Below are 24,710 nucleotides of genomic sequence, written 5' to 3' on the forward strand. Positions count from 1 at the left end.
TCTGCGTCATCTGGACTACACACTTGCGGCCTACGCCATTGGGCGGAGGTTCTCGCCTCATGTCCAATCGAACGAACGTCACTGCAAAACGCCTCATGGATGCTTGCGAGCTGCTGCTTTGCGAGGCGCACGCCCTGGAAGAGCTGACAGCGCGCCGGATTGCGATCCAGGCGCAGGCGACGCCTTCGGCGATCGCCTATCATTTCGGATCCCAGGAGGAGCTGATCACGGCTGTTGCCGAACGCGTCTATCGCCGGTTAAACGCTGAGCGCCTCAGCTTGCTGCAGAAAGCCGTCGATCGGCGGGCGCCCAATCCTCCCGATATCGAAGAGGTGATAGCAGCTCTCGTCGGTCCATCGATCCGCTGGGCAACCGACCCGACGTCGAGCTATCCTGTGTTGTCGCACTTCACCTACATGGCCCATTCCCACCGTGACAGCGCGCCTCTCTACCGTCGCATCATCGAGGATGTCGAGCATCACCGCGCCTTCATCCCGCAATTGAAGCGGATCGCGCCCTGGCTCGACGAGGTGGATATCGGCTGGCGTCTGAACTGTGCGCTCGGCATTCGCTCACAGGTCACCCGCAGCCGGCAGAGAACTGAGGTTCTCACCAACCATCAGATGGATCTCGACAATCCCGATCTCGTCATCGCGCGAATGGTAGAGGTCATTGCGCCGATGTTCCGGCGGCCTTCCTGACATCAGCTGATCCGGTCCGAACGTGTTTCGAACAGCATTCTAAATCCGTCACGCCTGCGAAACACGCTCCCTCTATCGGTCCCTTAGGAGAACCGTCAGGGAGCCTTCCGATGCGCCGCGATACCACCTTCATTCATCTGACCGACCTGCACATCGGCACCGCCGATGATGACCATCTTTATAGCGATACGACCGAAACGCTCAGCCAGGTGCTCGATCTGGTCGCCACAGTCACGCCGAAGCCGCAATTCGTGATCGCCAGCGGTGATCTCACCAATCGCGGCGACGCGGAGAGCTTTCGCCGTCTGAAAGAAATCATGGATGCGCGGATCGATGTGCCCGTCATCTATGCGCTTGGCAATCACGACACGCGGCCCGGCTTCTACGAGGGCATGGGCATCGCGACGGATGATCCGGACGCCCCTTATGATCACGACGACGTCGTCGACGGCATTCACATCGTCACGATCGACTCCTCGACACCGGGCCTGATTGGCGGCACGATCGATCCGGAGCAATTTGACTGGCTGGCTTCGACGCTGGATACCCATTCCGACCTGCCAAAGCTCATCGTCGTTCATCATCCGCCGGCTCTGGGTGACGAACCCGATACAACCCATTGGCGCACCATTCATTTCCCACAGTCGGAACGGTTCCGCGAACTGCTCAAGGGCCGGAATATCGTCGGCATCCTCAGCGGCCACATCCATCACGACCGCGTCTCGGTCTGGCACGGCATCCCCGTCGTCGTCGGCACCGGCCAGCATGCTGCGACCGACATTCTGCGCACCGACATTTTGCGCATGGTGCGCGGCGCCTCTTTTGGTATCGGCACGATCCGCCCGTCCGGCCTCACTATGGCCTTCGTGCCGCTGCCGTCCGATCGCGCCGAACTCAACACCTATCCGCTTGAAATGCTGCTGGCGCGGGCTGTTCCCGTCGCCGCCGAATAAGTCCCAGGAGACAGACATGTTGCGCAGAACTGCATTGAAATTCACGGCAGCGCTCGCCGCCGTCTCGCTCTTACCTTTAGGTGCTTTTGCCGGAATGTCCGCATCCGTCGACAAGCCGGTGACGATCAGCTTCTACAACTACAATCTCGCCTCGGCGAGCGCCGGGGCCGATGCGACCAAGGAACTGATTGCCGGTTTTGAAAAGAAATTCCCCAACATCAAGGTCGAGACCATCGCCGTCCCGTCCAATGAGATCATGTCGCGCGTGCAGGCCGATATCGTCGCCGGCAAGCAGCCGGACGTGGCGCAATTGGTTTTCAGGGATCTGATCTATATTGCCAGCGACCTCGGCGCCAATGCCCTTGAAGATATGGTCGATGAGAACGAACTGAAGGATCAGGTTACCGGCATGATCCCGCAGGGGTTGGAGCTTGGCAAGGTCGACGGCAAGACCTATGGCCTTGCTTATACATTCTCGACGCCGATCCTTTTCTACAACGCCGACCTCTTCAAGCAGGCAGGCCTCGATCCGGACAAACCGCCCAGAACCTGGGATGATGTCAACGCTGCCGGCAAGGCAATCAGGGAAAAGACCGGCAAGAATGGCTTCTTCCCCGGCGCCTACGGCCCAACCGACGGCACCTTCGTCTATCAGTCGATCGTCATGTCGAATGGCGGCAGGGTGCGCGACGGCAACAAGCTGACTTTTGCCGACAAAGACGCGGCCGATGCCGTCAAGATGCTGCGTGGCATGGTCGACAGCGGCGCCCATGCCAAGATCGATCCGGCCAGCGCATCCGATACGTTTGCCGCCGGCAACATGGGCATGTTCCTCTATACGAGTGCCTTGCTTTCCAGCGTCAAGAAGTCAGCCCAGGGCAAATTCGACCTGCGCCTTGCGCCGATGCCTTCCTTCGGCGACAAGCCGACGGCACCGACCAATTCCGGCAGCGCCCTTTTCGTTTTCAGCAAGGATCCCGGCAAACAGCGCGCCTCCTATGAGCTCCTCAAATATCTGACGAGCAAGGAAGCCTACACGATCATCACCAGCAAGATCGGCTATCTGCCGCTGCGCCTCGATATCGTCGATGACCCCAACTACCTTGGCCCCTGGGTCAATGAGAACCCGATGTTCCGGGCCAACCTCGAACAGCTTGACCGCCTGACGGCCAATGTCGCCTTTCCCGGACCGAACTATCGCCAGGTCGAAAAGATGATGATGGACGGTGTTCGTGAAGCCGTCTTTGGAAACGGTGATCCGGTCGAAGCCCTGAAGGGTGCGCAGGAGCAGGGGCAGGACCTGATGCCGTAAACCTGCTTTGGAAGGTGAGGGGGCGGCGACACCTGCCGCCCTCTATGGGCAACCGATCGGAGCTTTCGCCAATGACGGATATCCAGGCAGAGGTGGTGGGTCCCGCCTCAACGAAACAGGCTACGGCACGAGCGCAGATCACCCGTGAACGCTTCACCATTTCACCCTGGCTATACCTGGCGCCCGCGCTCGTCCTGCTGATGGTTTGGACCTACGTGCCGCTCGCCGAGACATTTCGCCTATCTTTCTATCAGTGGAACATGCTGCCGACATCGCCGCAACGTTTTGTGGGGCTCGCGAATTACCAGCGGCTGCTGGCGCTGCCGGAAATGCGTAATGCCCTCTGGAACACGCTCTACTATACGATCGGCCTGTTTCCAATGTCGGTGATCATTCCCCTTTTCGTCGCAATCTGGACTCAGGATCTCGGAGGCCGCGCCCGAACGATTTATCGGGCGATGATCTTCGTGCCGATGATCATCGCGCCGGTTGTCGCAGCCATTCTATGGCGCTGGCTTCTGAACGAGGACCAGGGGCTCGTCACGCTCGCCCTTGAACGTCTCGGGCTTGGGCGCATCGGCTTCTTGACCGATCCTGCCTATGCCTTGCCGACGCTGACCTGGATCACCGGATGGAAGCTGATCGGCTTTTCGACCCTGCTGTTTTCTGCCGCGAATGCGGGGATCAACCCATCCTATATCGAAGCCGCGCGCATCGATGGCGCCGGCCGGCTTCGCATCATCTGCGATATCAGGCTGCCGTTGCTGTCGCCGACCATCCTGCTGCTCTCGATGATGACGGTGCTGTTCGGAGCGCAATGGAGCTTTGCCTATATCAACGTGCTGACCAATGGCGGTCCGCTCAAATCGACAACGAACATCTTCTATCTGCTTTGGGAATACGGCTTTCAAACGCTTTCGACCGGCTGGAGTTCGGCTGCAGGCATGATCGCCTTTGCCGGTTTCGCCGTGCTTGCGGCTCTCTGCATGTGGCTGACGAAGAGGATTGCCTTCTATGACAACTGAAGCCCTCCGCAATCACCGGCCGGGCCGATCGGCACCGTCCCGCGGGCTCCTCCGCAAGTTCGGCGTGCACGCCATCATGATCCTTCTTTCGCTCATCTCGATCTTTCCGGTCTACTGGATGATCGTTACGTCGCTGAGGCCGGAAAACGAGATGTTCTCGACGGCGCTCTGGCCGTCCGATCCGACGTTCGACAATTACCTGTTCGTGCTGACGCGCGTACCGATGCTGCAGATGCTCTTCAACACGGCCGTCGTCGCGGCCGCGACCGCCCTTCTGCAGGTGACTACGGGCATGCTGACCGCCTATGCGCTTGTGCAGTGGCGCATGCGGCTGTCGGCCGTTGTCCATGGTCTGATCGCCTTGTCCTGGCTGGTGCCGTTTCAGGTCACCATGATCCCGAACTACGTGCTCGCTTCCAGGCTTGGATTGCTCGATACGCTGACGGGGCTCGTCGTGCCGAACGCGGCACACGCCTTTGCCATCCTTCTGCTTTATCATGCCTTACGGGCTTTCCCGACCGAAGTGCTGGAAGCCGCGCGCATGGATGGGGCACGAAGCTTTCGCATTCTCTGGCAGGTCGTTATGCCGAATATGGGGGCGCCGATCGCCTCGCTTTCGATCATCGCCTTCATCTCCGCCTGGAACGAATATTTCTGGCCGCTCCTGCTGTCACGCAGACCCGAAAACTCTGTCGTGCAGATCGGCCTGCAGATGTTCATGACGCAGGAGGGCAATCTGTGGGGGCCGCTGATGGCGGCCGCGGCGCTCGCCAGCCTGCCGATCCTGCTGATCTATCTCGTTCTCCAGCGGCACGTCATCGAATCCTTCATGAAATCCGGAATCCGCTGATCATGCAAAATTATGAGAGACTTATCGCGCTCACCGGCGCCCGCAACGTGCGCGACCTTGGCGGTTATCCGGCCGGCAACGGTGGACTGACGCGCTGGCGCTCGGTCCTGCGCGGCGACGCTCTGCATGCGCTGAGCGCGGCCGATATCGAGGCACTGATCGCTCACGGGGTGACGACTGTGATCGATTTGCGCAACCCGCAGGAACTGGCCCGGGAGGCCAATCCTTTCACGAATGATGCGCGGGTTCAGTACGACAATGTTGCGCTATTCTCGGCATTGGCGCCAGTCGAAATGATGGCGGCGCAATCACCCCATTTCGATATGGGTGACCGCTACTGCCAGGCGCTCGATAATTGTCAGCCGGCAATCGCCAAAGTGCTGAGGACAATTGCACATGCGCCGGAAGGGATCGTCCTATTCCATTGCACAGCCGGCAAGGACCGTACCGGTATCATTGCCGCTCTGATGCTCGCACATGCCGGCGTCGACGACGCTGTTATCATTGAAGATTACGCGCTGACCGGATCGATATTCTCTCCCTTGCTTGCAGACCTCCACGCACGGGCGGTCGCGCGCGGCATACCTTCCAACCTTGCGGACGCAGTCCTTGCGTCGGCGCCGCACAGCATGGCCCGCACACTCGGCCACCTTGCCAGACGTTACGGCGGCGTTGATTCCTATCTCACGAAGATAGGCTTGAGCCAATCCGACATCGCCAGCCTCGAGCGGCGGCTCTGCGTTTGAGCTTGCCTCGTCTCGCTAAAAACGACTTAGCGTAATGCCGGCAGCTGCAGTGGCGGCCGCCTGGTTATCAGGCGACCGTATCATAGCGGCAGGTCAGGGCAGCGTGTGCCCTGCAGCCCTGAACAGCCGATACCATTCCTCGCGAGTGAGCGAGACAGAAGAGCCGGCGGCGGCTTCGGCGACACGCTCCGGCTTCGTGGTGCCGAGGACGACCTGGATCTTTGCAGGATGGCGGGTGATCCACGCGACGGCAATGCCCGTCGGGGTTACGCCATAGGCTTTTGCGAGCTCGTCGATGGCGTCGTTCAAATCGGCAAAATTCTCGCGGTCACCTAGGAATACGCCATCGAAGAAACCCTTCTGGAAAGGCGACCATGCCTGCAGCATCATGCCGTTGATACGGGAATAATCGAGGAGGCCGTTGTCGCGGTCGACCGACTGGTCGAGCCCGGCCATATTGGCGGCAATGCCTGAGGCAATGAGCGGCGCATGGGTGATGCTGAGCTGCACCTGATTGACGATGAGCGGCTGCTTGACTGCGGTCTTGAGCAGTTCGACCTGACCGGGCGTGTGGTTGGAGACGCCGAAATGCCGGACCTTACCGGCAGATTCAAGCGTGTCGAAGGCTGCCGCGACTTCCTCGGGTTCGACAAGCGTGTCCGGCCGATGCAGCAGAAGCACGTCGAGATAATCGGTTTTCAGCGCTGCAAGCGATTGATCCACCGAGGCCAGAATATGTTCGGCAGAGAAATCGAAGAATCCCTTGCGGATGCCGACCTTGCTCTGGATGAGGAGTTTTTCGCGCTCGGCGGCGGTGAGCGAAATAGCCTCGCCGAAGCGGGCTTCACAGCGATGCGGTGCGCCTCCGTAAATGTCCGCATGGTCGAAAAACGTCACGCCGGCGTCGCGAGCGGCGCCGACCAGCTGCTGGATTTCGCCGTTGCTCATATTGGCGATCCGCATCATTCCGAGGATGATGCTCGACACATCGAGGTCGGCTTGCGGAAGCTTGTAGAATTTCATGGTGAACACCTCAGCGGTTGCGAAATAACCAAATGGTTATCCGCTTCTACGGGAACGGCGGTTGCGTGGCTAGCGGAAGCTGTCGCCATCAACGCTGATGTTTTCCCCAATCCCGCCCGCTGGCGTGGATCTGGCAACACCCTTTGCACGCAACTCGTATGATAGGCTAGACATTGCGGTGTTGCGGAATGGGCGTCGTCCGGCGAACTGGAGGAAAACTGCGTGGCGGATCGAACAAAACTGGCGGCATCCCGCAGGGGCATGCAGCGGGTGACACTGCGCACTGTGGCGCGATGAAGCAAAGTGACTATCATACCACGGCGGCACCGCAGTTTCAGGCAGATGATCCACTCGCAACCGTGCGGGATCTGGTCGAGGAGGGGGCCGTCGACGGTATCATTCTCACACATACGACGCCGGCCGATTGGGGAGCGGTCATGGCCGCCTCCATGGTGATGACGCTCCCGATCGCGCTCTTGTTCCTGTTCTTCCAGAGCCTTTTCGTCGGCGGGCTGACTGCAGGGGCAACCAAGGGCTAAACTGATCGAACCGGCGCGGTGTTTCTTATCCGCTCGAGCGACCTGCCGTTAGGCCTCGTCCTCACTTAACGTTTAAAGTCAAAGGCCTGGCCGGATGCACGAAGCTCTTCTAGGGTCTTGCCGACACAGCTGCCGCCCTCCGCGCCGCCGGTTGCCTTCGCGTGGCCATCCAGGGTGATCGTGCCGGCAATCCGTTCAGATGCCATATAGGTCGCGACACCGTCCGCGGAGATACGTGATATGTAGAAGGCATGATAGGTATCTTTGTATTTGCATTGGATGAGCAATGGAAATTGATCGAACGGATTGTCCTGCGCCTGGAGGGTGGTGAGCGGAACCGCCGCCAGCGAGACCAGGCCTGCAAGGAGCATTTTGGTCAATCCGTTTGAAATGCGACCGGATACGTAACTCATTGCTCAATTCCTCTTTTTACACGATCAATTCTGCTGGAATTTGCTGCCGCTAGATCGTCATTGCGATGAGTGCATCGTGATCGAGAAGGCGAACGACGCGTTGCAGTTTGCCGTTCAGGCGGAGGATGCGTTTTTCGCGGAGTTTCGTGAAGCACCGGGCGACGGTTTCGACGGTAAGCCCAAGATAGTCGGCGATATCGCTGCGCGACATCATCATATCGAATTCGCAATCTCGGGGATGACGATCGGCCATTTCATTGACAAAGGCAGCAACGCGCTTCAGAGCGCTTTGCTCGGTGATGACGAGCTGTTTGTGCTGTGCCTTTGCGAGGTTCGTCAGAGCAATATGGAGAAGGTCTATGGGGACAACTGTGTCCTGATCGGCGCGAAAGGGCCTGATACAGGTTTCGCAGACGGCTTCTGCAAAATCGGTTCGCACATTACCTGTCTCGAGTCCAAACCATTCGCCCTTGCCGCAAAAGGATAAAATATATCGCTGACCGCGTGCCGTGAGGCGGTAGATCCGCACCGCGCCCGCTTCGACCTGGTAGATCGCAAGAGCGTGTTCGCCTTCGCTATATATCGTTTCGTCGGGCTTGAGCCGGATTGATTGATCCCTGGCCGCTCCGGCAATGTGGCCATGGCGGTGGCCCTCAACTGTCGTTTGCTTTACGATCGTCTGGTTTTGAAGCATACGCGTCGCCCTCAATCCATATCGCAGCATAAGCAATCGCAGGCCGCGCCGGTATTCGATATACCCCTTACGTAGTGTTACTGAAGCTCGGGCTCATCGACCGGTGTATAAGGTCCATTCTCCTTGATGAGAGCGACACGATGTATCGCGGGAGGTCTGATGGCATCGGATGAAGGAGGAGACAGCCGCGCATTTCAAGATCCTGCGGGCGTGCGTGCGCAGCTTGACCTTATCCTCGCCAGTCCTGAATTCCTTGCCCCCGAGCGCGGCCGCCGTTTCCTGCAATATATTGTTGAAGAGACGCTTGAAGGCCGTGGCGAACAGCTCAAGGCCTATACGATTGCACAGGCGGTGTTTGGACGCGATGCCTCCTTCGATGCTCAAAGTGATCCGGTTGTCCGCATTGAAGCAGGGCGGATCCGACGCGCGCTCGAACGATACTATCTCGTCTGCGGCCGTGGTGATCACATTAAGATTACAATTCCCAAAGGAGGCTATGCGCCGCACTTTTCAGTGGAAGAAGACAGTTCGATTGCAGACGAAGTTTCCATCCCGCAGAACCACAAGACTAAGCGATGGTCCCTTAAGCAGGAGCGACCGGTGCGCTATCGGGATCTCCTGTTGCCGATCGGTGTCGTCGCGCTGTTCGGGGCAATTGCCATACTCGCCCTTATCCGTCCGCTTGAGGCCTATCTCTTTCCACCAAAACCATTACCGGCGCCGGCTACATCAGCGGTGAAGAGCAAGATCACGATTGTTGTCGATCCCTTTACCGTCCTTGGGGGCACTGCGCAGGGAGCTGATTTCGTGAAGGGATTGGCCGATCAGTTGATTGCAAAGCTCATGAAGATAGAGAATCTTATCGTGATTGCTCCGGGCAGGTCCAGCGTGGAAATGTCCGGCTTACTTTTCAACCTGCAAGGAAGTGTGCTCGTCGAAGGCGCGATCCTTCACCTGCATGTCCGCCTGATAAACGGCGCTGACGGTGCAGTTGTCTGGGCAAATCAATATGATCGAGACCTGCGCGGCCATGCCATTCTTGATGTTGAAGAAGAGCTCGCAGCACAAATCGCCATGGAGGTATCGAGCAGCCACAGGCTGAATAACGTCGGCGCCGGTCAATAGCTTTTATCTTGCCGACACAGCGCTGATGACCAGTCCCGCGGCACGCAGTCCGTTCAGGAAGCGTTCCTGGTCCTCTGGTCGTGGCAGTCGGAGCGAAACCTCCTGACGGATATTCGCCATCAAAACGGGCGCGTGGATATTGAGCCAATCTTTTTGCTGCATGGCCTCGCCCATCTTCCCGGCTGCTCCGAGGATGGATAGAAGCACAAGGCGATGCATGGGATTGTTGTCGAGATCGGACCGCCTAGACCATTGCTCAGCCTCTTCGATATCGCCTTTCATGAAGGCGCACAAAGCCATGCCGATCTCATAATAACCTCTGGCGCCAATACCCTTGTTGAGGGCGACCGACAGCAACTCGCAGCCCGATTGCCATTTCCCTGACATCGCCAGGCGAAAACCGTATTCGCCCGCGAGTTCTACATTGTCAGGGTCTGCGGCGTAGGCTGCGGTCCCTACCTTCAGGGCTTCGTCGATATCTCCGCTGAAAAAGTTCACTAGCATCTGTGCCTGCAGCACGTTGGGATTTCCCGGCGCAAGCGATATCGCTCGCTCCGCCGCAGTGTTCGCCAGTGCGAGAGGCAGGGTTGACGATGACATACCCAGCGCGTGGCGGAATCTGATCTCGTCGAGATAGACCGTGGACAGCAACGCCCAGGACACTGCGTCATCGGGAAAACGCTGCGTCGCTTGTTGCAAGCATTCGCGTACCGCACTGTGACTTTGCGCGGTCATGGTCTGGCGATAGCTGGTATAGGCAGGCATACAGATATAGGCGGTCTGGTCTCCCGTCTGTGCCGGTCTCGCTGGCTTATCCGTGTGGGTCTGGAAGATCACGCCATAGGGCTGTGCGATCGCATCGGCGATCAGCCGTGCGACATTGCCTTGAATCGCAAGCTCGTTTTGAGTTTGAAGATCGGCATCAAAATTATCGGCCCAGATGACGACTCCATCCGATTGGCGCACCAGTCTGGCAGCAGCCCGCAGCCTGCTTCCATCGAGCTGGACATTGCCCTGCAATGCGTAATCGGCAGAGGCGCCGTGCTCGCCACGCAGCGGATCGGCGACCACGACGATGTCGTCGAACTGGGCAAGCCGCCCGATAATGTCGTCCCTGAGACCCCGTGCAATATCCAAGCCGGCGTCAGCAGAGCTGCTTTCGGTGAAAAATTCGATGAACACCTTTGGCCCAGGACGTGTTGGCGTCACGACCGCGGTCGAAGCGTCACGCCAAGACAATGCGTGCGTGAGTGCGAGGATAAAAAGAGCCAGCACGACTGCGAGCGCAGCCCCGAGACCCAAAAGGGTGACCAATCCCGGACGATGCGTTTTCGGAAGCGAATGATCCTGAGCTTCGTATTCAGCGTCATGTGCCCTGTCCAGGATCTCTACCGGATCTAGTGGGGCCGGGGCACCCCGCGCATATTCGAAATGCGGGACATATCCGCCTTTGGGCACCGTGATGACGACGTCGTCCTCTTGGCCTGCGACGAGATAATAACGCTCAAGCGCCTTTCGTATTCGGCCTGCTTCGATCCGGACAACCGGATCGTTCTGCGGGTCGAACGAAGCTTCCCGACCGAAAACCACATTTGCGATCGTAAATGCCTTCAGGAAGCCTGATCGACCTGCAAGCGTCTCTTTAACGACGAATTCCAGGAAACTTCGTCCGCGTTTCGGCGCGTGAAATTCCTCGCTTGTAAGAATCCGTTCTACCTGCCGGCAGATCTCGTCAGCCGTCGGCCCAAGCCTACTGAAAGCACTGACCTTTGCGCTCCTCATGACCGCCCCTACGACAAGAGCACGCAATCATTTAAGACCTTTATAACCTATCATATCCCACGAGCCTGAGGTTGCAAGGCGTGTATTAGAATTATCGAAGATAAATGGCCGAACTGCCGGCCGGCAAAGTCTTTGCGGTTTCAAACGGTTGCGCCGCGGTATCGATGGTCATGGCCATTCGCATGAGTTCCGCCAGATTGCGCGCGCCCATCTTGGCCATCACATTGGCGCGATGGACCTCCACGGTGCGCGAGCTGATGCCGAGATGATAGGCTATCATTTTGTTCTGTAAGCCATCGAGCACGCCGGACAGGACCTGGCGTTCGCGGTCCGTGAGCTGGCGTAGTCGCGCCGCAGCATTTTCGCAATCGGTCACGGCGCTGCCGCACCACCCTTGCCTCATTGCTCCATTGATGGCTGCAATCAGGGTCTCTTCGTCGATCGGTTTCTCCAGAAAATCGGATGCTCCAACCTTCATCGCCTGAACCGCCGTCGCGATATCTCCCTGGCCGGTAATGATGATCGCCGGCACGTCTGCGTTTACGCGCCTCAATCGTCGAAGCAATTCGATGCCATGGATATCGGGCATGCTTAGATCGGTAACGAGGCAGCTTCGTCCTGACAGCGGTAGAAGATCCAAAAAAGTTTTCGCGCAACTATGTGCGCGAACCGCAAAGCCTGCCGATACCAGCAGAAACGTTAAAGATCGCCGGAGCGATTCCTCGTCATCGACGAGATGGATTGTAAGGTCATTCGCCATTGATTGCAGCCTCCACCAGCGGAAGCGAAAACGATAGGATTGCACCGCACTGCAATCCCTTGCGCGCCCTTATGTGGCCTCCGTGCGCTTCGATGATGCGTTTGGACAACGCCAGGCCCATGCCAAGTCCGCGCGGTTTACTAGTCACAAACGGGCGAAACAACGCCTCTTCGATCTCGGTGGCAATTCCGCAGCCATTGTCGGACACGTCGACAATCAGTTGCGAGAAATCATCGATTCTGGTGTGGATCTCGATAGACGGTTGCTCCACGCCATCGGTCGCCTCCACGGAATTGCGAATAAGGTTCGTCAACACCTGGATGATCTGGACGCGGTCTGCAAGCACGATGTCCCGCTCTGCTTCGAGTTGCAGATCGATGTGCAGGCCCTTCCGGAATGCTCCGGCGAGCGCAAGTGTCGTTGCGTCGGGAATCAAGGTGTGCATTGCTTCCAGTCGTTTGTCGACGGTGCCGTACCTTGCGAATTCCCTGATATTCTGGACGATCGTTCCTGCCCACAAGGCGTGATGCGTAATTTCGGACAAGGCTTCGCGAAGTTCTCCGCCGTGCCGGCGGCGGTCGTCTGTCACAAGGCGCTCGCAGCCCTCCGAGTAAGCGGTGATCGAAGATAACGGTTGGGACAATTCGTGAGCAAGCGTCGCGGTCATCTCCCCGAGCGCGACTATTCTTGCCAGACGCGCCAATTCACCTTGAAGCTCCTGAACCTGTTGCAATGTTTCGCGCTCCGTTCGGAAGTCCTCGAAGATCGCCGCAGCAAAGGGTTCTCTTTCGTCCTGCTCCCGGATAACGGTCAGGGAAGCTGGAAACTGAACACCGGCTTTGGTCGTTGCTAGGCCAGCGCGCACCGCACCCCGGTCCGCCCAGCGTCCCCTGAGCTGGACGCCCGGCGTCGAGGACCAGACGAGGTCGATCTTGCCATCGAGCAATTCTTCTTCCTCGTAGCCGAACAGGGTCACCGCAGCCCTGTTGCACGCTGAAATTCTATTCTTGCTACTCATGAAAAACACAGCGTCGGGCATGTGCTCATAGAGCTGACGGATCCAGTTCATCTGTGGCCCGTTCTCCTCCTGGGGCAAAGCATGCACAGGTTCGTGGCGCGCCATTTGCGATCCGATGAACGACTTTCGTCCCGTCAGGCTTGAAACGATGGAGCCGTATTTGGCAACATGCGGCGCCGCCTCCATCTTGGTGGACATGATGGTCTCCTCCGCCCCTTCAGAACTGGTCCAGTGCCTTGACTACCTTTTCCTTCTCAACAATAGCGAGAGTTTACCTCCTTTGGACGGTAGCTCGGAGTAGCATCGCGTAGGCTCTATTGGTCTTTTCCCACAACCCGACCTGCCGAAGATCGACCGGGCAGCGTTTGGCCCGGTCCCTTCACCATTGATCCCGCTCAATGCCTCCGGCTCTTCGTTCCGCTACTCTGTGGCACAATTGCCATACGGCCACTTGAGAGAGCTGAAAGATGAGGAAGTTTGCGCTTGCTATTGCTATCGCAACCGCTGCGCCGCTGGTGCTGCCCGTCGCCGCCGAGGAGGCCCGCAAGGAATACCGGCGCATGAATTGGGCAGAAAACCTGCCGGAGTACATCAACAGCTATCAGCGCAAGCGATTTTCGGTCGTCAGTTATCATACCGCACATGAAATCGGTTCGGTGCCTTCGCCGGGCAGTGATGAACATGTGAAGGCAATCCGGGCAGCTATCCGCTCCAACCCGTGGCTCGTTCAGCAATTGAAGGCCAGGAAATTGACACCAAACGATATCGAATGGGCGACGCGTGCCCGCAACGGCAATCTGACTTTCTACATTGAATGAGCGATCGCCCGCTACGCTGGGTTCACTGCGAAGAGAGTTCATGATCGCTGGTATGACGCCAAGGCAGGAATAGCGGAATGCAACATCCGAAGAGTGCTGGCAGGAGAAGCCACGTCGGCAGACCAATTGGCATACCGAAACAATGGCCTCTTGCCGGTCGGTGCATCGTCGGGGAGGGTTCGGTGATGTGGCGGCTGGTCATTACAGCTCCGTTCGGAGAGGATATAGAACTCGCCGTCATCGACGACGAAGGCACCCATGCCCTGGTTTTTCCTTGCCAGCGTCTGCCCGGCGGATGGGCCAACGCCGTGACCGGTGAGATGCTGGACATTCACCCGACCCATTGGCGCACATGGCAAAATCAACGATGCGACCCTTCCAATCTTCATTGAAAGGGGTGCCCTCTTCAACGGCCCGGAATTGAAATGCGCCCCGTCATCTCAGACGAATCTGGCATTTTGGGCGCCCAAACCGGAACATATAGTTTACCGTGCGGGGAACAATCCGGTTCCCTTCCGTCTTCGTATTGCAGACTTGCTATGAATACGGAGCTACCCATGAGCCGAGAACGCGGCCGCAGAAAACTGATGTTGCGGCTTCCGGATATCCGTCATCTTCTGGCGGAGATAACCAACGATACGCTCGCCGAGATGTTCGAGGCCTATGATCTTGCGGTCGATGCGTTGGACAGGTTCCGGACTCAAAGACCGAGGGAAGACAGGCTGATTTCAGAATATGAGCAGCTCTGCCGCGAAATAGAGCAGGAAGTCGTCGTCTACTGTACCAGCCGATGAACCTGCCAGTATTTATCCGATGTGTTCGGTTTCGAGTTCTGTGGTCGCCTGCGGCCAGGCCCAGGCTCTCAACAATTCGTAGAAGACGCTGAGGACGACAGGCCCAAGAAACAGGCCGAGGAGGCCGTGAGAGAGCGTGCCGCCAATGACGCCGATCAGAATGACGAGCATCGGCGTCGAGAGGCCTCTCGCCATCAGGATTGGTTTCAAAACATTGTCGACGACCGTGATCGGCACGGCAAGGCAGGTGAAGACAAAGGCAGTAACGGGTGACCAGGAGAACCACCCCCAGATGATGACCGGCAGAAGCACAAGTCCAGGCCCCAGCTGCATCACGCAAAGTACGAAGACCGCAAAGGTCAGTGCACCGCGTGCCGGAATGTCAAAGAACGCAAAACATAAACCACAGAGCAGAGTTTGCAGGAAGGCAACGCCGATCACGCCCCGTGAGACATTCCGCACAGTCGTTCCAGCTAGCCGCGCGAAGCCGACGCCCCTTTCGCCCGCAATCCGGCTTGCCAGCATCTTTATAGCTTCTGCCAGACGCGTGGCCTGAGTCAGAAACAGGCCGGACAGTATGATTGAAACGACGAAGCTCAGCACGCCGCCGCCGATCGAGGCGAGCTTTGCGACAATGACGCCCATGACCTCACGAACGGGCGCCTGAAACTTGATGATGGTGGACGCCAGGTTGTCCGCAACCTGATTCCAGATGTCATGGATGCGCTCGCCGACGACAGGCCATTCCATAATGGCGGCGGGTGCTGCAGGCAGCGTGAAATTTCCCGTCCGTAACTTGCCGATCAACGCCTGTAGCGCATCGGCAAAATTGACAGCAACAAGGGCGAGCGGCGCGATGATCAGGACGAGGCAACCGATGACGATGATGGTGGCCGCAATTGCCGGCCTGTTTCCAATCAGCCGCGAGAGTGCCTCAAACATCGGAAACAGCGCCACCGCAAGGATCGCCGACCAGATGACGATCAGTACGAAGGGTGCAATGAGAACCATCGTCCAATAGGCAAAAAGGCCAATGATGCCCAATCGGACAAGGTCGCTTACTCTCGCCTCTATCGAAATCTGGCCTGCATCGGTCTTCTGCGCCGGCGTATCGGCTGGCTGGTCCATCGTTGCGCCCACCACTTCCAGGCCAGCGCCGGTTACGGCGTCGTATCGGGTACGACGTGGCGGATGCTGCGATCCTCCATGAAGCCGGCCGGACGCTTCTGGCGTTTCCCGAGATCGGGTTCGTCAAACTTCACCCGTTCATAGGGAATGGATTGCAGGATGTGCGAGATGCAGTTGATCCGCGCGCGTTTCTTGTCGTCCGAAGGCACGATCCACCATGGTGCATGATTGGTGTCGGTCATCCGCAGCATCTCGTCATAGGCACGGGTATAATCCCACCAGCGCTGATAGGATTCCACATCCATGGGGCTCAGCTTCCACTGTCGCACTGGATCGTCGATCCGGCGCCTGAAACGCCGCTCCTGTTCTTCCTCGCTGACGGTCAGGAAATATTTGAGCAGAATGACGCCGCTCTCGACGATGGCCGCTTCAAAGCGGGGCGCGAGTTCCAAAAAGCGCTGCGCCTTCTTATCGCTGCAGAAGCCCATGACACGATCGACGCCGGCGCGATTGTACCAGCTGCGGTCGAATATCACGACCTCGCCGGCGGCCGGCAGATGGGCGATATAACGCTGCATGTAGATCTGCGATTTCTCGCGCTCGGTCGGTGCGGGCAGCGCCACGACGCGGAAGACGCGCGGACTGACCTTTTCCGTTATCCGCTTGATCATTCCGCCCTTTCCTGCAGCATCGCGTCCCTCGAAGACGATGACGATCCTTGCGCCGGCTTTCTTCACCCAGGCCTGCAGATGGGCGAGTTCGACCTGCAACCGGCCGATCTCCTTCTCGTAATCCCATGATTTCTTCTTCTTTTTGTCCTTACCGCGGCTCTCATCGCTGCCGATCTGCTTCGGCTCGTAGTTCTCGTCCATGGTTCTCCCTCCTTCTATCATCAAAGAGCGTTACTCGCCGGCATGGGACTACTGATTTGGTCGATATCGCCGATTAGTGTCCGCAGCGCTTCTTCTCTGCCGTTGAAAATATTGTCGGCGCCGACCATCTTGATGATCCCCGCCCGTTCGAGAATGATGCGGCTTTCGTCGCTGAGATCGGCAAAGGCGAAGATGATGTTCCGCTTCACGAGGATTTCCGCGACGGCTTCGAGCGCAGTCGCGCCGGTGCTGTCGATCTGTGTGATGGCGCTGGCGTCGAGCACCAGGCATTTGGTGCCCGAGGGAAGCTCCTTCACGACCGACGTCAGCCGGGTGCGTACATAATCGGCGTTATAGAACAGGATGCTGCCCTGAACCGCGAAGACGGCCGCGCCCGGGACGGGACGGGCCTCGGGATAGCGCTTGAGATCGAAGAAACCGTGCCGCCCCTCGATGCGGCCAAGAAGGCCGTCGCGCGGAAACATGGTCTGCCGCAGGAGATAGACGAAGGTTGCTATGATCGCGACAATGACGCCATTGAGAACACCAAAGCTGATCGCTCCCCACATGGCGATCAGCGCGAAGACGAATTCCATCCGGCTGATGCGCCAGATCTTCTTGAGCTCAGGGATATCGATCAGGCTGACAGCAGCCATTGTAAGGATGGCAGCAAGCGCGGGAATGGGAAGGATACGCAGTGCCCCGTGGAGGAAAACCAGCACGGCGATCAGGGCGACGGCGGAAACCAACCCTGCGACCTGCGAAACGCCGCCAGTCGATAGATTTATGGCGGTTCGAGAGTCCGACACGCTGACCGGAAACGAACCGAAAAGCCCGGGCGCTATATTGGCTGCGCCAAGTCCGACCAACTCCTGATTTGCATCGACCTCGTCACCGGTCCGCGACGCGAAACTGCGTGCTGCCACGATGCCGGATCCGAAGCTGACAAGAAAGATGGCAACCGAACCAGTGACGACTTTGTCGAGAGGCATCTCGTAAAGCGGAGGGAGGAAAAAGCTCGGAAGTCCACGCGGTATGTCCCCGACGACGGCAATGCCTTGGCCCCGAAAATCGAAAATCGCGGAAAGAGCGACCGAGACTATAACGACGAGAATTGGGCCTGGAATTTTGAAGGGAAAAAGACGAACGATCCATAGCAATGCGAACATGGCAAGCCCGAGAATGAGCGAAGGCCAATGGATAAGGCTGCTTTTGGCAAGCATTTCAACGAGCGGCTGGATCAAGCCATCCGATTCGATCTTCAGCCCCGTGAAGCGACCGATCTGTCCTACAAGAATCGAGAGAGACACGCCGGCAAAGAACCCGACCAGGATGGGGCGGGAAAGAAAGCTTGCGAGAACGCCAAGCTTCAGCAATTTGGCGACGAGATAGCAGGCGCCGACGCCAAGGGCGAGAGCCGCCGCGATGGCTACCCGATCGCCGCCGCTTGTCGGATCGGCGGCGATGATCGTGCCCATTGCAGCGGCCAACACCGACATTGACGCCGCGTCGGGTCCGACAATCAGCAGCCGGGAAGGCCCAAAAATCGCATAGGCGATCGGCGCGACGATACTGGCATAGATGCCAGTTTCCGGTGGTAGGCCCGCAATGGCGGGATAGGCAATAGCGCTAGGCAGGCCGACAGCGGCGATCGACAGCCCGGCCGGAATATCACTGCGAAGCCAGCCCCTATTGAAACCGGCCAAGCCGCGCAATACTGGGAGGTTGCCTATCACTGCTGGCTCCTTATGCTTTCACCGTTGGCTCCCCTTTGCGTTTCGCTATTCGCTGCATCGCCGGGATGACGCCAACCAGGCAATTGATGCTGATCGGTTTTTTTCCAGGAGCCCTGAGCGTGCCGAGCCGGTCGATCGCGTCGACAACACGGATATTAGGCCCGTTTTGGCGCTGAGGCCCGTAGCATCGCGTAACCTCTATCAGCGCGCGGCAGCTTGCCCTGCCTGTACGGATCACCTCCAGGGAAAATGAAGGGATGGGATCGGAGGGCTGGGTGACATTCTGGCCTCGCGGACCGAGTTCGCCAAGCCTTTTTTGGAAGCCGGCTAATGTAAGATCGCGTATTTTACGTCTGCTGCCGATCTGCTTGATATATATAGTTTCCTCATCTGCTTAGCGCAGCTTGATGGCGGGGGCGGGGATGGTGTCGGGAGAGCAAGGTTCGACATATTTGTCCGTCCTTGAGACGGCAGAGACCTATTTTCCCAACCAGAAGCGAGTGGTGCAACGTCTTTTCTACGCAAACGAGCCCTTTCACAGCATGTGTGAAGATCTGACAGCCGCGGCACAGGCACTCGCACATGTCGAGCGATTGCCGGAGGCGGTTCGGGAGGCGCGGCGGCTGGAATATGCTGACCTCGTCGATGCCCTCTTGAAGGAGATGGGGGAGGCGATCGCCCAATCGAAAATTGTGGTGCTCAGGCGGTCGCCGCAGAGCGGTCCAAAATCTCTGTAGGCGTATCTGTCGTTCAATGACCCAAGGGAGGTCCGTCCGTGATGAAAGCAATTTCCCGCAAGCTGCTTGGTGGATTGTCTGCGCTGGCGATTATTGCGTTGCAGCCGGCGCTCCCAGTGCGAGCGCAGACGCAGCCCCCTGTACCGGCAGCAGCGCCGGCGCAGACAAGTGCTGAACAGCCCGCAGCCGCGCTTCTATCCGATGATGAGCTTGAAGTGCTCGTGGCCCGGATCGCGCTCTATCCCGATGAGCTGGTTGCGGCAATTTCGTCCGCGTCTCTCTTCCCTCTGCAGATTATCGAGGCACAGCGCTTTCTGGAGGCAAAGAAGAAGAATTCCGACCTCAAGCCCAAGAGCGAGTGGGACGGCAGCGTTGTCTCGCTGCTCAATTATCCTGACATCGTCAAGATGATGAGCGACGATCTCGATTGGACCCAGTCACTCGCCGACGCGCTCACCAACCAGCAGAAGGATGTCCTGATCGCCATCCAGCAGCTTCGCGACGAAGCGGTGGAAAAGAATATCATCAAAACCGATGACAAGGTGACGGTCGTCACTGAAAACAACAACATCATCATCCGGCCGACCGATCCGGAAAAAATCTATATCCCGCAATATCCGCCGGAGATGCTCTATGAGCCGGGCTATGAGTCAGCGCCAATTTCCTATTACCCCGATTATTACGACAACTATTATTATCCCGGGGCGACGTTCTTCGCTGGCGCTGTGACCGGCCTTGCCTTTGCGGCCATCGTCAACTGGGACGACTGGGGCGTATGGGGCGGCCGCTGGGGTGGCGACATAGACATCGACTGCAACAACTGCCTGAACGACCGCAATTTCAACGGAAGGCTGAAGTGGAACGATGTCAACTGGAACAATGTCGATCGCAGCAAGATCAGCATCAGCAAGGACCAGCTTGCAAAGATAGACCGGTCGACGATCAAGTCCGGCCTGCAGGGCGATAATCGCAACCAGTTGCGTAACAGGGCCAACGACATCCAGGCGAGCCAGCTGCCCGCTAATCGCGCCAACTCGGCACGTGCGCAAGACATTCGCAAAAGTACCGCGCAGGGCCTGAAGGATAGGCCGCAGGCAAATCGACCAACGGCAGGTAATCGGCCGGCCGCATCCCGGCCTGAAGCGCGTCCTCAGAAGGCAGCCAATCGCTCCTCCAAGCCCGCACAGAACTCCGTCAAGAAGGCCAACAAACCGCAGATGGCCGCAAGACCTGACAATCGCGGGCGCCAGCCGAGCGCGCTCGGCAATCCCCAATCCGGTCGGCGTGAAGCCGTTGCCTCACAACGAGGGGCGCAGAGCATGGGCGCCCATCGCCAGTCAGCCCGTCCCCAGCAGCGGTCGCGCCCAATTCCGCATCGTGGCGGTGGTGGGCGAGGTGGCGGCGGCCGGGGTGGTGGCGGACGCCGGTGAGGCCTCTTTCCAGCTCAGGGAGCTACATTATGAAACGTCATTCGACCGTAATTCCGATTTTGCTTGCGGCAGTCATCTGCGCCGTGCCGACAACGCCGGCGCTTTCGCAGGCGCAAACAGATCTCGCCGAATTCAGGGCAGCGACGCCGTCCCCGAAATTCGACAGTCCAGAGCTTGCGCTCGACAAATTGAAATCAGCGCTGGCTTCCGGCCGTATCGAAGATCTCGCGGCTCTGCTCGGTCTCAACGCTGACAAGTTGCGATCCAGCAACGAGGCGACGATCGCTTATGGTCTGATCCGCGAAGGCGCCCAGCGGCAGGCAGTTTTGCGGGATATGGAAGGCACGAAGATCGTCGCCATCGGCGATCGGCTCTGGCCTCTTCCGTTTCCGCTAACCGAGGGCAAGGACGGCAAATGGTCCTTTGACACTCAGCGCGGCCTGGAGGAAATCATCAATCGTCGCGTCGGCGAAAACGAACTCGCCACTATCGACACCATGCATGAATACGTCGCCGCCCAATATCAATATGCATCCGAGGACCGTGATGGCGACGGCATCTATGAATTCGCAAAGAAACTGATCAGCAGTCCGGGCAAACTTGATGGCCTTTACTGGGATCCGAACGTCTATCCCGAGGAGAGCCCTGCAAGCGCTCTGGTTGAGACGGCCGCTTTCGGCGCCGCTAAACGCGGCGACGGCTACTACGGCTATCGCTATCGCATTTTGACGTCCCAGGGAGACAACGTGCTTGGCGGCAAGCAAAACTACATCATCAACGGCTATATGACCGGTGGCTTCGCGCTCATCGCGTGGCCTGTCAAATATCGGGTCACCGGCGTGCAGACGTTCATCGTCAATGGCGCGAACGTCATTTACCAGCGCGATCTAGGACCGAAAACGGAAGAGCGCGCGGCGGCGATCAGAGATTTCAATCCGGATGCCAACTGGACCGTCGTAAGCGAATAGCACCTCAACCGGCGGCGTCCTGCGCAGCCGGCGGAGGGTGCAAGGCAACCGTCAGTGTGCGGCTGGTGCGAGGAGAGCCCGCCAATCAAGCGGACGCCAGTGGAGTTTCGATCCCGGCGGCAAAGATGAGCCTGTTACAGGACGGGCGGGTGGGCCAATGGTTTGGGAACTTCACTCGATCTCGGTCGCTTTCAAGTTTGATATTCCTTCGCGCATTCCGGCTTTTACCGGTCAGTCGACAGGCGGTTCCCAGGTGAGGAAGAAGCCCACGTCTCCCGGCATGCCATCGGGAAAGTTGATGATCATTGCCTTGAGCCCATAGCCTTGTGGCTTGGCAACTTCTTCAAACAGTTCGAGAAGTTCCTTGGCTTTTCCCTGCAGCGTTTTCTGCCATCCGGGTAGATTGTTATTGATGGCCCGGCCGCTATCTGTGCAGAATGTCGAGGGGAAACTATAGATCAGAGCCTCGTATTTTCCGTCTGCAGCCGCCTTCATCACTAGCCGCTTGATGACGGCGCGTTCCGTTTCTCCAACATGTTTGCTGAAAAAATCCTCGACGAACTCAGAATGTTTCTTTGCTTCGCGCTCTTTGATCCTTTCATTGCGCTCCATCTCCAGAAGCTGGAGTTCCAGAGCACGTTTGCGCAGATCTTCGGCACTCGTCATGGGTTGGGATGTGGACGTTTCAGGTGATGTCATCGCCGCTTCCTCCAGAGTATGAAGATAATGATAGGGCGCGTGGGGAGATGAGGGCAGTAAAATACGCGTCCGCCTCGGTAGGATACGGTATCCTACGTCAGCACACAGCTTACCCTGAATTGCTCGCTTAGGTCGCAATCCGTTAATGCGTTTGCCCTTAATTAGGCTGTTCGGTTGAATGCCATTGCCGTTACGCCAACTCGCGTTTATCGTCAGCAGAAGCATGCTGCAGGTTGTAGGCAATCAGGATTTGAGGGCAGCCGATGACAAATGCAGGCGTTGACAGGGGTAGCTGCAGCATCCCTTCTCAGGAAGAGGTGGAACAGCAACTCGAGCGTATTCTGTTCAGCCCGGAGTTCCGTCTTCCGGAACGGGCGAGGCGATTCCTTGAATTTGTGGTGACTGAAATGCTTGCGGGCCGCCGCGATTATCTCAAGGCCTCCACCATCGCGCAGGCGGTTTTCGGCAGAGACGCGAATTTCGATGCCCAGCAGGATCCTTGTGTCCGCATCGAAGCAGGGCGGCTGAGGAGGGAGTTGGAACATTATTACCTAACCGCCGGCGCTGCTGACCGGATCGTCATCACAGTTCCCAGAGGCGGCTATGCGCCGGTCTTCGAGGTGAGGCAAGGTGCTGAGCCCGCAGGTACGTCGAAACCCAGGCCCTCCGGTCAACCGATATCAGGGGGAGGCGATGCGCAGCAGCCGAAAGTTATTGGGGATACGGTCAGCCGAGACAAGACGAGTGGGCTCTGGTCACGACCCGGATATAGGCTCCTTGCGGGAGGTGCGATTATCCTCCTCGTCTCGGCAGCGATACTTCTGCATGCACGCTTATTCGATACGGGAGACGAGAGGGTGGTGGGGATCGGCAACCGCCCCACCGTCGTCGTCGAACGCTTTGAAAGTGCCTCTGAAGGAGGGCTTGCATCCGATATCTCTCAAGGCATCACCGACGACATCATCGAAAAACTCGTCCCCTTCAACGACATCGTGGTCGCCGCCGCGCTGCCGCGCAATAGAGAGGGCCAAGCTTCACCGGAGCCACTCTACACTCTCCAGGGAAGCGTTCGGCTGGAAGGAAGCAATCTGCGTTCAACGGCAAGGCTCGTGCGTCGGGCGGATGGCGTGGTCATTTGGGCGAACAACTACGATGCCGACATGAAAGTGCAGGGCGTCCTGAAAACGCAGTCGAGCCTCGCTGAACATATCGCCACGGCGGTTGCACGGCCGTTCGGCGTCATGTTCAAGACGGACACCGCCAGCATTGCCGGAAGTGCCGATGCTTTTTCCTGCATTCTCTCCTACTATAGCTATCGCAGCGAGATGACTGCGCAGGCGCATGAAGCGACAAAATCCTGTCTGCAGCGGGCCGTTGAAAAGAACCCCGATGTCTCCAATACTGTCGCTTTTCTATCGCTGATCCATCTTGACGAGTTCCGCTTTCCGTACCAGCTGAATACCAAGCCGACAGCCGCCACACTCAATGTTGCTAAAGAACTCGCCGAACACGCGGTGCGGCTCGACCCGAAGAATGCACGTGCTCTTCAAGCACTGATGCTCGCCACTTTTTTCAGCAATGACCCGACCGGAGCCCTGCGTGTCGGCGAGGCCGCCTATGCCAGCAATCCGAATGATACCGAGGTGGCGGGTGAATACGGCTTGCGCCTGTCGATGGCGGGAAAATGGGACACGGGCTGCAAGCTGATTTCCGAGGCCATAAGCAGAAAAGCCGGACCACGTGGATATTACGAAGTCGGAATGGCGCTTTGTGCCTTCATGAGGGGTGATACGCAAGCCGCGGAACTCTGGTCCCGAATGTCGGACCTGAACTACAATCCGATGCATCGCCTCGTATTGCTCTCCATCCTGGGCACGCTGGGAAAAACCGCGGAGGCCAATGAGCAGCTCGACTGGATCAAGCTCAAGTCACCAGCTTTGATCCCGAACGTCAGGCAAGAAGTCGCCAAGCGGCTGGCGCGGACCGAGGACCAGGAACGCTTCTTTGCGGGGCTAAAGGCTGCCGGCGTGCCGGTGTCAGATCAGGTGGCAGGGAACTGAAACGTCCGCTTCGCTGTGCAAGCCTTCAGCTTTTACAATATGATCGCCGGTTCACTCTACTGCATAAGCTGTCAGGGAGCTGTGCTCGCTCAGATCAAACACATGCGAAGCCGACATCATGGTCATCCGGCCGGCGATTACCTTCGACAAAATCTCGATCCGTATGCAGATCGCGTTCGCTCATCGCAATCAACCCCACCTGCAAACTCCCGGGCACCCTTCAGACCCGGGGAGTGTGACATTCCAACTTTGCAGAAACAGGACACTTTAACCTTGCGGTGGAGGAGCTAACCCAAGTGCGTCACGCCTGTTTTGCAGGGTAGGGGATCACACCTGATCCTGCAAATGCGCCATGAACACCTCGGCCTACGTTTGTTGGCGTTTTCGACAGTTCCCTTTTGCCACGGTGCACTCGGGTCGCAGAACCAGCTGCGCGCGCCGATCCCTTCTTCCAAAGCCCTGAATCCGGCAAACTCGGTACCGCGATCAAAGGTGAAGCTTTGACGCGCAAAGGCTGGCAGAGGAGA

At 58.0% G+C, this 24,710-nt stretch carries 25 protein-coding genes and 1 pseudogene; 15 read left to right on the forward strand and 11 right to left on the reverse strand.

What is annotated here, in order from left to right; genetic code table 11:
- The first annotated feature begins 59 nt into the window (after nucleotides 1–59).
- The 6 genes from FHX08_RS19865 (at nucleotide 60) to FHX08_RS19890 (ending at nucleotide 5,587) form a co-directional block, all read left to right on the forward strand.
- Nucleotides 60–701: a TetR/AcrR family transcriptional regulator gene (locus FHX08_RS19865; protein WP_132655357.1), complete on the forward strand. Its 642-nt coding sequence runs from the start codon at nucleotides 60–62 to the stop codon at nucleotides 699–701.
- Between the two features lie 110 nt (nucleotides 702–811).
- Complete coding sequence (locus FHX08_RS19870) at nucleotides 812–1,654, forward strand: metallophosphoesterase family protein (RefSeq protein WP_132655359.1); 843 nt, start codon at nucleotides 812–814, stop codon at nucleotides 1,652–1,654.
- A gap of 16 nt (nucleotides 1,655–1,670) precedes the next feature.
- Nucleotides 1,671–2,966 carry an ABC transporter substrate-binding protein gene (locus FHX08_RS19875; protein ID WP_132655361.1) on the forward strand — a complete coding sequence of 432 codons (1,296 nt, stop codon included), beginning with the start codon at nucleotides 1,671–1,673 and terminating at the stop codon, nucleotides 2,964–2,966.
- Between the two features lie 71 nt (nucleotides 2,967–3,037).
- Nucleotides 3,038–3,991 (forward strand): carbohydrate ABC transporter permease, encoded by a 954-nt coding sequence (locus FHX08_RS19880; protein WP_132655363.1) that lies wholly within the window; start codon nucleotides 3,038–3,040, stop codon nucleotides 3,989–3,991.
- Nucleotides 3,981–4,841: a carbohydrate ABC transporter permease gene (locus FHX08_RS19885; RefSeq protein WP_132655365.1), complete on the forward strand. Its 861-nt coding sequence runs from the start codon at nucleotides 3,981–3,983 to the stop codon at nucleotides 4,839–4,841. The genes FHX08_RS19880 and FHX08_RS19885 overlap by 11 nt, the downstream gene beginning before the upstream one ends.
- A gap of 2 nt (nucleotides 4,842–4,843) precedes the next feature.
- The gene (locus tag FHX08_RS19890) at nucleotides 4,844–5,587 is read left to right on the forward strand and encodes a tyrosine-protein phosphatase (RefSeq protein WP_132655367.1); all 744 of its coding nucleotides are present in this window, start codon (nucleotides 4,844–4,846) and stop codon (nucleotides 5,585–5,587) included.
- A 93-nt stretch (nucleotides 5,588–5,680) separates the two neighbouring features.
- Here the strand turns inward: FHX08_RS19890 and FHX08_RS19895 are convergent, their stop codons facing one another.
- Nucleotides 5,681–6,610, reverse strand: coding sequence for an aldo/keto reductase family oxidoreductase (locus FHX08_RS19895; protein ID WP_132655369.1), 930 nt, complete (start codon nucleotides 6,608–6,610; stop codon nucleotides 5,681–5,683).
- A gap of 293 nt (nucleotides 6,611–6,903) precedes the next feature.
- Between FHX08_RS19895 and FHX08_RS31550 the strand changes: the two genes are divergently transcribed.
- Nucleotides 6,904–7,149: a hypothetical protein gene (locus tag FHX08_RS31550; protein ID WP_245508315.1), complete on the forward strand. Its 246-nt coding sequence runs from the start codon at nucleotides 6,904–6,906 to the stop codon at nucleotides 7,147–7,149.
- A 65-nt stretch (nucleotides 7,150–7,214) separates the two neighbouring features.
- Here FHX08_RS31550 and FHX08_RS19905 read toward each other — a convergent pair whose 3' ends face one another.
- Nucleotides 7,215–7,562: a hypothetical protein gene (locus tag FHX08_RS19905; protein WP_132655371.1), complete on the reverse strand. Its 348-nt coding sequence runs from the start codon at nucleotides 7,560–7,562 to the stop codon at nucleotides 7,215–7,217.
- Between the two features lie 49 nt (nucleotides 7,563–7,611).
- Nucleotides 7,612–8,256: a helix-turn-helix domain-containing protein gene (locus FHX08_RS19910; protein WP_132655373.1), complete on the reverse strand. Its 645-nt coding sequence runs from the start codon at nucleotides 8,254–8,256 to the stop codon at nucleotides 7,612–7,614.
- A gap of 159 nt (nucleotides 8,257–8,415) precedes the next feature.
- Between FHX08_RS19910 and FHX08_RS19915 the strand changes: the two genes are divergently transcribed.
- Nucleotides 8,416–9,381 carry a hypothetical protein gene (locus FHX08_RS19915; RefSeq protein ID WP_132655375.1) on the forward strand — a complete coding sequence of 322 codons (966 nt, stop codon included), beginning with the start codon at nucleotides 8,416–8,418 and terminating at the stop codon, nucleotides 9,379–9,381.
- 3 nt (nucleotides 9,382–9,384) lie between these two features.
- On the opposite strand, the gene FHX08_RS19920 is transcribed toward FHX08_RS19915, so the two are convergent.
- The 3 genes from FHX08_RS19920 to FHX08_RS19930 form a co-directional block, all read right to left on the reverse strand.
- Nucleotides 9,385–11,163: a hypothetical protein gene (locus FHX08_RS19920; protein ID WP_132655377.1), complete on the reverse strand. Its 1,779-nt coding sequence runs from the start codon at nucleotides 11,161–11,163 to the stop codon at nucleotides 9,385–9,387.
- A 91-nt stretch (nucleotides 11,164–11,254) separates the two neighbouring features.
- A complete protein-coding gene (locus FHX08_RS19925) occupies nucleotides 11,255–11,923 on the reverse strand; it encodes a response regulator transcription factor (protein ID WP_132655379.1) in 669 nt (222 codons plus the stop codon).
- Nucleotides 11,913–13,139 (reverse strand): ATP-binding protein, encoded by a 1,227-nt coding sequence (locus FHX08_RS19930; protein WP_132655381.1) that lies wholly within the window; start codon nucleotides 13,137–13,139, stop codon nucleotides 11,913–11,915. The genes FHX08_RS19925 and FHX08_RS19930 overlap by 11 nt, the downstream gene beginning before the upstream one ends.
- Nucleotides 13,140–13,408: 269 nt before the next feature.
- On the opposite strand from FHX08_RS19930, the gene FHX08_RS19935 reads away from it, so the two are divergent.
- The 3 genes from FHX08_RS19935 (at nucleotide 13,409) to FHX08_RS19945 (ending at nucleotide 14,553) form a co-directional block, all read left to right on the forward strand.
- Entirely contained in the window at nucleotides 13,409–13,759 is a 351-nt protein-coding gene (locus FHX08_RS19935; protein WP_132655383.1) for a hypothetical protein, read from the forward strand.
- 77 nt (nucleotides 13,760–13,836) lie between these two features.
- Nucleotides 13,837–14,151: a hypothetical protein gene (locus FHX08_RS19940; RefSeq protein ID WP_165911928.1), complete on the forward strand. Its 315-nt coding sequence runs from the start codon at nucleotides 13,837–13,839 to the stop codon at nucleotides 14,149–14,151.
- A 165-nt stretch (nucleotides 14,152–14,316) separates the two neighbouring features.
- Complete coding sequence (locus tag FHX08_RS19945) at nucleotides 14,317–14,553, forward strand: hypothetical protein (RefSeq protein ID WP_132655385.1); 237 nt, start codon at nucleotides 14,317–14,319, stop codon at nucleotides 14,551–14,553.
- Between the two features lie 12 nt (nucleotides 14,554–14,565).
- Here the strand turns inward: FHX08_RS19945 and FHX08_RS19950 are convergent, their stop codons facing one another.
- From FHX08_RS19950 to FHX08_RS19960, 3 genes are read right to left on the reverse strand one after another with little or no spacing between them, the layout of a single operon-like run.
- Nucleotides 14,566–15,681 carry an AI-2E family transporter gene (locus tag FHX08_RS19950; protein ID WP_184327578.1) on the reverse strand — a complete coding sequence of 372 codons (1,116 nt, stop codon included), beginning with the start codon at nucleotides 15,679–15,681 and terminating at the stop codon, nucleotides 14,566–14,568.
- A 32-nt stretch (nucleotides 15,682–15,713) separates the two neighbouring features.
- On the reverse strand, nucleotides 15,714–16,553 hold the full coding sequence (gene ppk2, locus FHX08_RS19955) for a polyphosphate kinase 2 (RefSeq protein WP_132655389.1): 840 nt from the start codon (nucleotides 16,551–16,553) through the stop codon (nucleotides 15,714–15,716).
- Nucleotides 16,554–16,573: 20 nt separating this feature from the next.
- Nucleotides 16,574–18,289: a SulP family inorganic anion transporter gene (locus FHX08_RS19960; protein ID WP_132655391.1), complete on the reverse strand. Its 1,716-nt coding sequence runs from the start codon at nucleotides 18,287–18,289 to the stop codon at nucleotides 16,574–16,576.
- A gap of 422 nt (nucleotides 18,290–18,711) precedes the next feature.
- Between FHX08_RS19960 and FHX08_RS19965 the strand changes: the two genes are divergently transcribed.
- The 3 genes from FHX08_RS19965 to FHX08_RS19975 are packed head-to-tail and all read left to right on the forward strand — an operon-like array spanning nucleotide 18,712 to nucleotide 21,424.
- Nucleotides 18,712–19,026, forward strand: coding sequence for a hypothetical protein (locus FHX08_RS19965; protein WP_132655393.1), 315 nt, complete (start codon nucleotides 18,712–18,714; stop codon nucleotides 19,024–19,026).
- Nucleotides 19,027–19,067: 41 nt separating this feature from the next.
- A complete protein-coding gene (locus FHX08_RS19970) occupies nucleotides 19,068–20,456 on the forward strand; it encodes a DUF3300 domain-containing protein (RefSeq protein ID WP_132655464.1) in 1,389 nt (462 codons plus the stop codon).
- A 29-nt stretch (nucleotides 20,457–20,485) separates the two neighbouring features.
- Nucleotides 20,486–21,424: a DUF2950 family protein gene (locus FHX08_RS19975; RefSeq protein WP_132655395.1), complete on the forward strand. Its 939-nt coding sequence runs from the start codon at nucleotides 20,486–20,488 to the stop codon at nucleotides 21,422–21,424.
- 231 nt (nucleotides 21,425–21,655) lie between these two features.
- On the opposite strand, the gene FHX08_RS19980 is transcribed toward FHX08_RS19975, so the two are convergent.
- Nucleotides 21,656–22,123: a hypothetical protein gene (locus tag FHX08_RS19980; protein WP_132655466.1), complete on the reverse strand. Its 468-nt coding sequence runs from the start codon at nucleotides 22,121–22,123 to the stop codon at nucleotides 21,656–21,658.
- A 263-nt stretch (nucleotides 22,124–22,386) separates the two neighbouring features.
- Here FHX08_RS19980 and FHX08_RS19985 point away from each other — a divergent pair, with 263 nt between their 5' ends.
- A complete protein-coding gene (locus tag FHX08_RS19985) occupies nucleotides 22,387–24,183 on the forward strand; it encodes a hypothetical protein (protein WP_132655397.1) in 1,797 nt (598 codons plus the stop codon).
- A 368-nt stretch (nucleotides 24,184–24,551) separates the two neighbouring features.
- Here FHX08_RS19985 and FHX08_RS19990 read toward each other — a convergent pair.
- Nucleotides 24,552–24,710 (reverse strand): annotated as a pseudogene (locus tag FHX08_RS19990) (IS30 family transposase); the annotation flags it as partial.

This window comes from Rhizobium sp. BK529 (assembly GCF_014194105.1).
Classification (GTDB): domain Bacteria; phylum Pseudomonadota; class Alphaproteobacteria; order Rhizobiales; family Rhizobiaceae; genus Rhizobium.